Origin of the sequence: Psychrobacter sp. FME6 (assembly GCF_014861365.1) — a bacterium.
Taxonomy (GTDB): domain Bacteria; phylum Pseudomonadota; class Gammaproteobacteria; order Pseudomonadales; family Moraxellaceae; genus Psychrobacter.
In genome coordinates this window covers 19,226-31,439 of record NZ_RRYW01000031.1, presented here as the reverse complement: position 1 = coordinate 31,439, position 12,214 = coordinate 19,226, and the positions used below count along the sequence as shown (strand labels likewise).

At 43.0% G+C, this 12,214-nt stretch carries 9 protein-coding genes; 7 read left to right on the top strand and 2 right to left on the bottom strand.

Annotated elements, in window-relative coordinates; all coding sequences use genetic code 11:
* The first annotated feature begins 233 nt into the window (after nucleotides 1-233).
* Nucleotides 234-2,876, top strand: a complete 2,643-nt coding sequence (pepN, locus tag EI162_RS06460) for an aminopeptidase N (protein WP_192523573.1) — start codon at nucleotides 234-236, stop codon at nucleotides 2,874-2,876.
* Between the two features lie 94 nt (nucleotides 2,877-2,970).
* On the opposite strand, the gene EI162_RS06455 is transcribed toward pepN, so the two are convergent.
* Nucleotides 2,971-4,053, bottom strand: coding sequence for a 3-deoxy-7-phosphoheptulonate synthase (locus EI162_RS06455; protein WP_192523572.1), 1,083 nt, complete (start codon nucleotides 4,051-4,053; stop codon nucleotides 2,971-2,973).
* 470 nt (nucleotides 4,054-4,523) lie between these two features.
* Here EI162_RS06455 and lpxB point away from each other — a divergent pair, with 470 nt between their 5' ends.
* Together lpxB and EI162_RS06445 are read left to right on the top strand one after the other, a co-directional pair.
* Nucleotides 4,524-5,861, top strand: a complete 1,338-nt coding sequence (lpxB, locus tag EI162_RS06450) for a lipid-A-disaccharide synthase (RefSeq protein WP_192523571.1) — start codon at nucleotides 4,524-4,526, stop codon at nucleotides 5,859-5,861.
* Between the two features lie 21 nt (nucleotides 5,862-5,882).
* Nucleotides 5,883-6,770, top strand: a complete 888-nt coding sequence (locus EI162_RS06445; protein WP_192523570.1) for a ribonuclease HII — start codon at nucleotides 5,883-5,885, stop codon at nucleotides 6,768-6,770.
* 153 nt (nucleotides 6,771-6,923) lie between these two features.
* Here the strand turns inward: EI162_RS06445 and EI162_RS06440 are convergent, their stop codons facing one another.
* Nucleotides 6,924-7,592, bottom strand: coding sequence for a DUF924 family protein (locus EI162_RS06440; RefSeq protein WP_192523569.1), 669 nt, complete (start codon nucleotides 7,590-7,592; stop codon nucleotides 6,924-6,926).
* 90 nt (nucleotides 7,593-7,682) lie between these two features.
* Here EI162_RS06440 and nspC point away from each other — a divergent pair, with 90 nt between their 5' ends.
* The 4 genes from nspC (at nucleotide 7,683) to EI162_RS06420 (ending at nucleotide 12,010) form a co-directional block, all read left to right on the top strand.
* Nucleotides 7,683-8,897 (top strand): carboxynorspermidine decarboxylase, encoded by a 1,215-nt coding sequence (gene nspC, locus EI162_RS06435; protein ID WP_192523568.1) that lies wholly within the window; start codon nucleotides 7,683-7,685, stop codon nucleotides 8,895-8,897.
* A 257-nt stretch (nucleotides 8,898-9,154) separates the two neighbouring features.
* The gene (locus EI162_RS06430) at nucleotides 9,155-10,438 is read left to right on the top strand and encodes a saccharopine dehydrogenase family protein (RefSeq protein WP_192523577.1); all 1,284 of its coding nucleotides are present in this window, start codon (nucleotides 9,155-9,157) and stop codon (nucleotides 10,436-10,438) included.
* Nucleotides 10,439-10,549: 111 nt separating this feature from the next.
* The gene (locus tag EI162_RS06425; RefSeq protein ID WP_192523567.1) at nucleotides 10,550-11,179 is read left to right on the top strand and encodes a hypothetical protein; all 630 of its coding nucleotides are present in this window, start codon (nucleotides 10,550-10,552) and stop codon (nucleotides 11,177-11,179) included.
* Between the two features lie 36 nt (nucleotides 11,180-11,215).
* The gene (locus EI162_RS06420; RefSeq protein WP_192523566.1) at nucleotides 11,216-12,010 is read left to right on the top strand and encodes a hypothetical protein; all 795 of its coding nucleotides are present in this window, start codon (nucleotides 11,216-11,218) and stop codon (nucleotides 12,008-12,010) included.
* Nucleotides 12,011-12,214 lie beyond the last annotated feature (204 nt).

Here is a 12,214-nt window from a genome sequence, read left to right as displayed (position 1 = left end):
GAAGGAACAGGACTATTTTTTGCCACTTCATAGCCAAAACTATCGCGCTTAGAATAACTAAACTTACTATTTTTGGCGTCGAATTGCCTAAAAAATAGTCTCTGTCAGTTCCTTAGCTGAATTCTATACAGCCCCTAGACTGATATGGCTGATAATTATCCATCTTTTGCTTTATCTACTTTGCTATAAATGCTGTTATAAATATAACCATTATAAAACCAATAGGAAATCATATGTCTACCGCTGAAACCGCTGCGCAAATTGTCAATCCTGAAATGCCTGATGTGCCAGCGCATAATCCGAGTAAAATTAACTTAAAAGACTATCAACCGCCAAGCTTCGATGTGGAAACCGTTGATTTAGATATTAAGCTGTTCGAGGAGCATGCGCAGGTAGACAGTACCCTAAAAATGGTACGCCAAACTGTGGGTGATATTGTTTTGTTCGGTGAAGAGCTAGAGCTGCTTGCCGTTACGATGAATGGCGAGCAACTGACACCTGAGCGTTATCAGCAAACTGCAGGTAAGTTGACGATTACTGATGCGCCTGATGAGGTGACGTTAGCGCTTCAAGTGCGTATCTGTCCGCAGACCAATACCGCGCTTGAAGGTTTTTATATGGCGGGTAGTGGTGACGAAACGATGTTTGTCACTCAGTGCGAGCCAGAAGGCTTTCGTAAAATCACCTTTTATCCAGACCGTCCTGATGTACTCGCGATATTTACCACGCGTCTTGAGGCGGATAAGTGTTATCCAACGCTATTGGCCAATGGTAATCTAATCGAAGCGGGTGGGGTTGCAGAGGCACCAGACCGTCATTATGCGATTTGGCACGATCCAACCAATAAACCAAGCTACCTGTTTGCCTGCGTGGTTGCAGACTTAGATGTGCTAACGGATAGCTATACCACCAGCGAAGGTCGAGAGGTGTTGCTCGAAGTATATGCCAAGTCTGCCGATATCGATAAATGCGATGTTGCTATGCAAGCGCTCAAAGATTCGATGCAATGGGACGAGGTTAATTATGGTCGTGCCTATGACTTAGATCGTTATATGATCGTTGCGGTGAGTCAATTTAATATGGGTGCGATGGAAAATAAAGGTCTGAATATCTTTAATACTGCCTGTGTCTTATCTAGTCCTGAGACGACGACTGATAGCCGTAGCTTTAGCGTAAAATCTATCATCGCCCATGAATATTTTCATAATTGGACGGGCAATCGTATCACTTGCCGTGATTGGTTCCAGCTGTGTTTAAAAGAAGGTCTTACCGTCTATCGTGATCAATCGTTTTCAGCGGACCAGCAGTCAAGCGCGGTACAGCGTATCGATGATGTCGCCAATCTACGTGCCCATCAATTCGCAGAGGACGCAGGACCATTGGCGCATCCAGTACGCCCTGAAAGTTTCGTTGAAATTAATAACTTTTATACCACGACCGTTTATGAAAAAGGCGCTGAAGTCGTCCGTATGCTTGCTAATACTTTGGGTGCAGAAGATTTCCGTAAAGGCACCGATGAGTATTTTCGTCGCTATGATGGACAAGCGGTGACGGTTGAAGACTTCTTATCAGCGCTCAGTATCACCAATGACAAAATCGAGGACTTTATCGATTGGTATCGCCAACCAGGCACACCTGTTGTATCGGGTCATCAAAATTACGATAGCGCCGCACAAACATTGACGATTACCTTGAGTCAGCAAACTCGTCATGTCAGCGGTTTTGATGAGCCAAAACCCTTGCCAATTCCAGTGTCAACGGCATTATTTGATCAAGAAAGTGGCGAAATCATCGCTGAGCGTATGCTCCTGTTAGACCAAGCAGAGCAGACCTTCGTTTTTGAAGATGTGACTAGTGAACCTATCGTGTCATTGCTACGTGACTTTAGTGCGCCAGTACAGCTGAATTATGATTATCAAGACAAGGATTTGGCATTTTTGCTTAAGTATGAGACCAATGGTTTCAATCGTTGGCAAGTGACCCAAATGCTAGTCAATCGTATTTTACTGCAATCTCAAGGCTCAAAAAGTAATCCTGAAGTCTTCCTACAAGCAGTGGCACAGACGTTGCCTGATTTAGCTGCCGACGATGCGATGTTGGCTGCGCGCTTGCTTGATATCCCGTCAGCGCAAGAGTTGGCCGCTGCCATTCATAAGGATTACGATCCAGAGCTGGTCAAAACGCAACGAGATGGTTTATATCAGCAGTTGGCAGAGGCGCTAAAAAATCAGTGGGCAACGCTATATCAACAGCTACCTCTGCAAGCTTATGATGACAGCGCTGAAGCTCGCGGCAAACGCGCGCTACGTAATGTGGTGCTCGATATGGCATTGACTGCCAATGTTGAAGGTGCTGGCGAGTGGGCGCAGCAGCAGTATGACAATGCCAGCTGTATGACGGAGCGCTTTGGGGCGTTAAAGGCGATAATTAATCATCAAGTAGCAAATGCCGATGATTATTTGGACGATTTTTATAAACACTTTCAAGACGATGATTTGGTCATTGATTTGTGGTTCAGTGTGCAAGCGTCTGCCGATAACGTCAGCCCTGAGATTATCAAGTCACTATTGGCGCATAAAGATTTTGATTGGAATACGCCCAACCGTGTGCGCTCAGTGATTAGTGCCTTTACCTCGCAGCCAACGGTATTATGGACGCAAGAAGGCTTGGATATCTATACCGCTGTGATTAAAAAGTTAGATGACTTAAACCCTATGATAGCCTCGCGCCTATTGCAAGTGCTGGCGCGTTGGAATACCTTGGCTGAGCCACGTCGTCAAATGGCACATGAGCAACTGCTTGATGTACAGCAGCAGGCTTCCTCTAAGCATGTGCATGAGAGCCTAAGCAGTGTATTGGCAGCAGCGAATGAGTAGGTTTACATAAACCATTTTATAAGTGATAGAGTACAAAAAACCCCGTCTGACATTTAATGTCAGACGGGGTTTTTATGGTTATTAATGACGGCTATTAGCGGTTAGGCAATACGTCTTTGACCATGTCACGCAGGTTGTGCAATGCTTCGACGGTACTATCCCAGTCTAAGCAACCATCAGTGATAGATTTACCGTATTCAAGCTGGCTCAAGTCTTCAGTGAGCTTTTGGTTGCCGCCTTTTAGATGACTCTCAATCATCATGCCAATGATAGATTTATTGCCATTTTGAATTTGCTCTGCGACGTTTTTGATGACCATTGGTTGCAAGTAAGGGTCTTTACCTGAGTTGGCATGGCTTGAGTCAATCATAATCTTGCTACTGGTTTTACCTTTAGCCAGCGCGTCTTCTACTTGAGCAACGGCTGTTTCATCATAGTTAGGCTTGCCGTTACCGCCACGAAGAACGACGTGCGCGTATGGATTGCCTTTAGATTTGATGATTGATACTTTGCCGTCTGATGATAAGCCTAAGAAGCTATGACCGGCTTTGACCGCTTGCATAGCGTTGACAGCGACGGTCATGCCGCCATCCGTACCATTTTTAAAACCAACGGGGCATGATAAGCCTGAGCTCATCTCACGGTGCGTTTGGCTCTCAGTGGTACGAGCGCCAATTGCCGACCAGCTGATCAAATCTTGCATGTACTGCGGGGTATTCGGGTCAAGGGCTTCCGTTGCGCACGGTAGGCCTTTTGCGTTTAAATCAAGCAGTAACTTACGGGCTGTACGTAGGCCTTTTTCGATATCAAAGCTGTCATTCATATCAGGGTCATTAATCATACCCTTCCAACCAACGGTCGTCCGTGGTTTTTCAAAATAAACGCGCATCACTACGAATACGCTGTCTTCGATCTCTTTTGCCAATATGGCTAAGCGATCGGCATATTCGTGGGCGGCTTTAATATCGTGAATAGAGCAAGGACCAATAACCACAAATAGGCGCTTATCTTTACCATCCAAGATATCTTGGATAGTGTTGCGACCTTTGAGAACGGTTTTATACGCTTCGTTTGATAAAGGCAGCTCAGTTTTTAGCTCAGCGGGTGTGATTAAAGGAATGAACTTTTCAATATTCACGTCGTCAATATCTGCATTATGAGTAGCTGGTGTTGTCATGATTATATATCGTCTAGCTAATGTATAGGGATATTCATTATGCTGACAAAAGTGCCGGTTGACAAGGGCAGTCGCGTAGTTAATTGACTGATAACTGGAATGTTGAGGCTAAAACTTGGTTATAGTTGTTGGTTAGACATATTCTTATAGGGTTTATAACCTAACATAAAAACAATCTATTAAGTGGCTCTCTATACCTGAACTGAATCTAAATTTTGACAAATAGACTGACTCATGTATCCATATTTTTAATTGTCAGCACTGGATTTTATGTGCTAATTTCGCTATTTTTAGCAGCGTCACGTATGATGACGCTATAAATCACTTAATTCGAGCATTATAAATAATGCCATAGTGCATTTGAGTTGGCACCCTAACACTGATTTCGTGTGCTATATTTTATAATGATTCTGTATTTTAAAATATTTATATTTTTGACTTTTGTATTACTTTAATATTGAGAGCTTGTCATGACAGATTCTGCTACGCCTCACCAACCATCGGATGTAACGGTACAGCCCGATATTTATGATGACGTGTCTGCCGTGACAGCGGCGCCACTGGTCATCGGTATTGTTGCAGGCGAAGTCTCAGGTGATAGTTTGGGTGCAGATTTTATGCAGCAGATGAACAATCTACGTGATGATATCATTTGGATTGGCGTTGGCGGTGCCAAAATGCAGGCGCAAGGGCTGCAAAGTATTTTTCCGTTGTCACGTTTGGCAGTGATGGGATTGGTAGAAGTGGTTGCTCAGCTCCCTGACCTACTGAAAGCGCGCCGCGAACTGTTGGCGGCTTTTAAAACGGCAGATATTGATTGGTTTATTGGCATTGATGCGCCTGACTTTAATCTTCGAGTTGCCAAAAAACTAAAGCCTGAAGACGTATTTTGTGTGCAGTATGTCAGCCCTTCTATTTGGGCATGGCGCGAGTCGCGTATCCACAATATTAAGGCGGCGACCAATTTAGTATTGTGTTTATTCCCGTTTGAGCTACCAGTATATGAGCGTTACAACCATCCAGCGATATGTGTCGGTCATCCGTTATTGCGAACTATAGATCAGACGTTGTTAGATACGCCAATTAACCAGCGCCGTAGCGAGCTGGTTTGGCACAATGATGGTTTGCAGCAGTTTTTTATTGATCGTTTCGATGAGGTCAGCCAGCTTATTTGTGTGATGCCAGGGTCTAGACGTGGTGAGATAACGGCTATATTGCCATTGATGTTGGATGGGATTCAAAGGCTTATTTTATTAGACCCAAATCTGTGTTTTATCATTCCAACCGTTGATCAAAATCATCAGTATATCGTTCAAGAGGTCATTGATAAACGCTCAGAACAACTGCGCGCGGCTATTGTCGTGGTCTATGACGATAGCCAGCCCGCCTTTAGTCAGCAGGCAATGGCCGCATCAGATATGGTGATGCTCGCATCGGGTACAGCGACCCTTGAGGCGATGTTGCTTGAACGTCCGATGGTGGTCATTTATCAGTTGAATCAATTGACATATCAAATTGCTAAACGGCTGGTCAAAGTGCCTTATGTTGGCTTGCCCAATATCTTGGCAAACACTGCGATTGTACCCGAGCTTATCCAAGAGCAGGCGAGTGGCGACAATATCTGTCGCACCGTCATGCGCCTATTGCAACCGCGTGCCTATGCTGAGCAATTAAAAGCGCTCGTTGAAACCAAGCACTTATTACAGCAGCAAAGCAATCACGATCCCGCTAACAGTGTGATTGAGCAATGGTTTATGCAAGACAGCCATCTGTCTAAACAACCAATCACAAATCAAGCTTCGCAATAAATCAATAAGACATTATAAGTTATGAGTATTATGCCGCACACAGAACAAGATAATACAGAGAGTCATACATTACAGATTGAAAAAGTTATTGAACAAATTGATATCAAAGGACAGTATATTAATTTGGCGGCTCCAATACGTTTGAGTGGTCAGCTAAATGTGACGGATTTAATTGACCAATACGCGCCAAGCTCGAACCAAGTCTTTATTAATAAGTTACAGATTGGCATTGATGAAGCAGGGCGTGGACCACTACTAGGTAGCGTTCATGTCGCTGCTGCGATACTGCCGCTCACTTGGGCAGGCTTGATTGAGGCGGAGCCGCTCAAAGGTACGCCATTGGCTATATTGACAGACTCAAAACAGCTGAGTGAAAAAAAGCGGGACATTCTATATCCATTGGTTCAGCAGCATACCATTGGTTATGTCGTCGTTGACATTCCAGCAGCAGTCATCGATCAGGTCAATATCTTGCAAGCAACCATGCTCGGTATGCGTTTATGTACCGAAGTCTTATTAGAAGCGGCCGCTAAACATTTTGTGAGCATCAAACCAGACACCGATGATGCACCTTATCCTATGCAAGTAGAGGTGTTATTCGATGGTAATCGCTGTCCTGATTTAGACTATACACGCCTTGCTAAATTAGGAGTAAAAGAGTTAGCGATTGACTGCCAAGCTTGGGTAAAAGGCGATGCTCGCCATACCAGTATTGCAGCGGCGAGTATCTTAGCAAAAGTAAGCCGCGACAAAACTATGTATGCGCTTGATGCTCAGCATCCTGAATATGGTATCGCCAAACACAAAGGCTATCCAACACGCGCCCATATGGAAGCGATTGAGACGTATGGGGTATTGGCAGCGCACAGACGTAGTTTTGCACCCGTTAGAAAAGCACTTGAAAGCTAATAGAACTATACCTCTATGAAATAGCCTAAGCAAAATATATATTGTCATTTAAATAGAAAATCCCGCCGGCTCTTAAGAGTAAGCGGGACTTTCTTTAGCCATTTAAATTTAATGATTTACTAAATAAAAAGTGTCTAGTATGGTTAACAGCGTTTAAAACGACGAGTTTGGCTGCTGCAAAAACGCTTCTTCTTCAACTGTTGACTCGCGATCTAACGCAGCATTACGATGTGGGTAGCGTCCGAATTGTTCGATAATGTCTTTATGACGATGTTCAAAATCTAAAGTATTCGCATCATTTAGTTGCTCAAATAGCGGTAGGTAGCGCTGATGAATCATCGCTGATTCGGAATGCATGAATGGCATAATGATAAACTTACGCCAGTCCATCGGCAGCGTATCAAAATACGGTTGATCAATAGCCTCTTGTGCCAATACCAATGCCATACCGTCTTGCGCAAAAGCACAGGCTTGCTCACGGCATAGATTACGCGAGAATTGATCCAAAACGATGATTTCTGACAATCGTCCAGCCAGTACCGTGACTGAGCTATTGTTATCCGTTGTTACTTCTGTCATTCGCCACGTGACACACTCACCTCGCTTGGCTGCTTGCCATGTTTTGCCAAATTTATCCTTTATTTTTTGATCAAATTCATCATTCTGGATAAACCAATATTGCTCATTGTCTTTATCAAACCAAAAGTCTAACACCGCACGTGCATCAGGATCGAGATGAATCAAATCAATATTATTATTTGGGTCCAGTTGAGACAGATTGGCTTGGCTACTAGAGGTGGAATAGTCGGTTGATAATGACATAGGATATTCTAATTATAATAAATTTAGTCTACTATAGCGCAAATATTTATCTCTGTCATGATGCCAATGTTCAGCTACTAGGTGATTCTTATGAATACAAAAACCTCCGTACAAACCACCCATGTAAAACTGCCATCAACGCCTTATTATTTACTAGATGAGACGGCGATTGTGGCCAATATGCAGATTATCGCTCGACTGTGTGAGTTATCAGGTGCTAGGGCATTGCTGGCGCTAAAATGCTTTGCCACGTGGGGTGTGTTTGATGTTATGCAGCCTTATCTGCATGGCACGACCTCATCTTCATTAAATGAAGTGCGTTTGGGCTATGAGACTTTTGGTAAAGGCAAAAATAGCGATAATAAAAAAGAAACTCATGCTTATAGCGTGGCGTATAGTAGCGATGAAATCCCTGAAGTGCTCAGTTATGCGGATAAGATTATCTTTAATTCTATTTCGCAATTAAATGCTTTTAAAGACCAAGCTAAAGCGCAAAACATACCAGTAGGGCTACGCTTAAACCCTAAAACCAGCAACTCGTCGTTTATTATCGCTGATCCTGCCCGTCCTTTTAGCCGTCTTGGTGAGCATGATAAAGACAAAATTGCAGCAGTGCTCGCTGATATTACTGGGGTGATGATTCATAACAATTGTGAAAATGATAGTTTTGAAGCATTTAGTGAGAGTTTGGCTGATATTGAAGATAGGTTTGGCGATGTTTTAGTACAGCTTGACTGGGTCAGCTTGGGCGGTGGTATCCATTTTATCGCCCCTGATTATCCATTAGAAAAGCTTGCTGACAGATTAAAGGATTTCAGCGAAAAGTACGGTGTACAAGTTTATCTTGAGCCGGGTGAGGCGAGTATCCATGGTGCTGGCACGTTGGTAACGACTGTATTAGATACCATGCATAACGAAAAAAACCTCGCTGTCGTCGATGCTTCTATCGAAGCGCACATGCTCGATTTGCTGATTTATCGCGAATCTGCGCCCATTACTGCTATTAATGAAGAATTGATTAATATCTTACCTATGAATATTGATGAAACAACCGATATGTCAGGCAACAGCATTATTTACGGTCGTTCTTGTTTGGCGGGTGATATCTTTGGTGAATATGCTTTGCCAAATAAATTGAAAGTAGGCGATAAGATTGCGTTTGGCAATGCCGCTGGTTATACCATGGTAAAGAAAAATTGGTTTAATGGCGTCAATATGCCAGCGATTGTCATTCGTCGTCTGGATGGCAGTATCGATATTCAACGCGAGTTTGATTATCAGGATTATAAGGCAAGCTTGTCTTAATTTTGGTCTTAATATTAATACGATAATTTTTGATAAATAAAGTTGGATTTCTCTTTATCATTAATTTTTGCCGAAAAGGTAGCAAAAATTGTTATAATTGCCACGGGCAAAAGCCAATAATCAAATGGTGCTTTGCCCGACGGGTGCGTGGGTTTTCCTCGGTCTTCCTTTTTAATTCACGTACATCATTCACTCGTTTCTGTTTTGACTCGCCATTATCGATGGTATCGACAGGGACACAAAGGAGGATTGTGGCATTGACTACACAACAAACCAAATCAGATAAAAATCCAACTAAAAAAGACGTATTGATCATTGGTGCAGGCGGCGTGGCTCAAGTAGTCGCGCATAAATGTGCAATGCATAATGACGTCCTTGGCGAGATTCATATTGCCTCACGTACGCAAGATAAATGCGATGCTATCGCTCAGAGTGTCGTAGAAAAAGGCAGCTTTAAGCAGCCTGCTACTTTGCATACCCATCAAATCGATGCCCTCGATATTCCAGCACTCATCGCACTCATAAAAGAAACTGGTATCCAAATCATCATTAATGTTGGTTCACCTTTCCTTAATATGAGTGTGTTAGAAGCTTGTATCGAGACTGGCGTCGCTTATATTGATACCGCCATTCATGAAGACCCACGCAAGATTTGTGAGACACCGCCATGGTATGACAACTATGAGTGGAAGCGCAAACAGCGCTGCGCCGACAATAATATCACTGCTATTTTAGGCGCAGGATTTGACCCCGGTATGGTTAACGCTTATGCGCGTCTTGGCTATGACATGATGGATAAAGGCTCAGTGACGGATATTGATATTATTGATATCAATGCTGGCAGCCATGGTAAGTACTTCGCGACCAACTTTGATCCTGAGATTAATTTCCGTGAATTCACGGGGACTGTTTATTCTTGGCAAGACAGCAAGTGGCAGTCGAATAAGATGTTTGAAGTCAAGCGTACCGATGACTTGCCTGTCGTTGGTGTGCAAAACAGCTATTTGAGCGGTCACGATGAAATTCATTCGTTATCGGCAAACCTAGACGTACCTAATATCCGTTTTTGGATGGGCTTTGGTGAGCATTATATTAACGTCTTTACCGTATTACAGAGCTTAGGGTTATTATCTGAGCAGCCTGTGATGACTGCCGAAGGACAAGAAGTCATTCCGCTAAAAGTCGTCAAGGCAGTGCTACCAGATCCAAGCTCGCTTGCACCAAATTATACTGGCAATACGTGCATCGGTGATAAGGTTAAAGGTAAAATCAACGGTGTCGATACCGAGGTGTTTATCTATAATATCTCCGACCATAAAGAAGCTTATGAAGCCATGGGTAGCCAAGGTATCTCTTATACCGCTGGCGTGCCACCCGTTGCGGCGGCGATGCTAGTCGCTACGGGTGAGTGGGATACAGGCACAATGGTCAACGTCGAAGAGCTGGATGCCAAACCACTTATCAATCTGTTGAATAAGATTGGTTTGCCAACGCGTATCAAAGATGCAGACGGTGATAGAGCGCTTGAGTTTACTATTTAAACGCAATCACCAGTCTTTTTTGAATCGGTGGTTGCAATAACAAACACCATATTAAGCGCGTGCTTGGTATGGTGTTTTTTTAGCCTTAAAAAATAAATAGAAGGAATATTAATGCCTCTTTCCAAGTACAACGTTGGCGACTTGATGGTTGAACCTAGCAATCTCAAAGTCTTGATGGTTTTGGAATCGCCGCATATCAATGAATACATTCATGGACATCCAGCTGCAGGCGAGTCGGCACTTGAGCTGACCCAATTGTTAAAGTCTCAAGGTTATGTGCATGATTTTGATACCCAATTGCCAGTTGGCTGTAATATAAAAGCGCTACACTATCAGCCGCTTGGCATCCTTAACTGTTCGCATTTACCGATGAATCCCGCCTTTTATCCGTGTGATCTTGACGATGAGGCGCAAGCACAGGTTAATAATATTGTCGGTATTAAACAACATCTAGCACAAGACATCAAAAATGCCGAGCAGTATGCACCAACCCTTCTTGCGCAAACTGATATTTTTAAAGACTTTGCGCGCAGACTCACCCTCGTACTAAAAAAATCGCCAGATATTATCATCGTACCTTGTGGGTATACTGCCAAAGGATTTGTCGATACTTTTACGACCACTTATCCTAAGCCGCTCAATATTTTATACGGCTTGCCGCATCCCACTGAACCAGAGTGGGATGAGAAAATAGCCACCATTGATTTGACCGACTATATTACGCCTGAGATATTGCCTTAGTCGTCATGACAGCTTATATACGAGAAAACCATATCCATGAGTACTGATGAGAAACAACCAGCGGACACCCCAAAGGTTACTGTAGACTCTGTTAGAGAATGGTTGATTCAAACCACGCGGCTTTTTGCCAAATTCTCTATCATACTTCTTATTATTGGTAGTGCCTTGGTATTAAGTTTCGCGCTGGATTTGCCGCTTTATGTGTCTTATAGTCTTGTCCTGTTAATCGCTGCCGTTTTATTTATCATGCTCATTATGGTATCGATTAAAAATATCGTTTATCTCTATTTAAAGACCAGCATCTGGGGTCAAATCGTTCTTTATTTACTAATCGCCTTAATCAGTGCCCGCGCTTATCTTTGGGCCATTGGAGAGGTTAATCGCATATTTTTGGTTGATCCCAGTAATTTGGCGCTGACTACTAGTGTGTTGACAGGCATTATATTTTTTAAATACGCCATCATGGCATTACTCGGCAGCTATCTTATAGCTATCGGCTTATACTTTTATATCAGGTACGCCAATAAAACCGCAATAAATAAAACGGCGATAAATAACCGTCAGCCTTTGGGTAAGAAAATGTTCTCAGGCAGCGCTTTTGTGATTGTCGTGAGTATGAATCTCATTGCTGCGGGCAACATCTCAAAGTATAGCGACGTGATGATTCAAGTTTTTGCCATCAATATTGATTTTTATAGTCACTACACGTGTACTGGTGACGACTTCGACAATAGCGATGGGGTTTTATTTTTATCTGCGAGCGATATATTGGTGGCAAAAGAAACTGCGCCCCTGACATTTGAGTTTAAAAAGGTAAAGTGTGAGCCGTAATTTTTAGATTTACTTTTTTAATCCAAGCTATCGGAGTTAACGATTCAGTCATCAGCCCTTAATTTTAGCTCTGAACTTATTCATAAAAGCTGCCAAAAGTTAAAATTCAGCACAAATTTCAAGTATTAAAAATTATCTCACCCATTTATGTACAGAGCATTCACTGACGCTACTAAACTATTAAGTAATTGATACTGTATCACT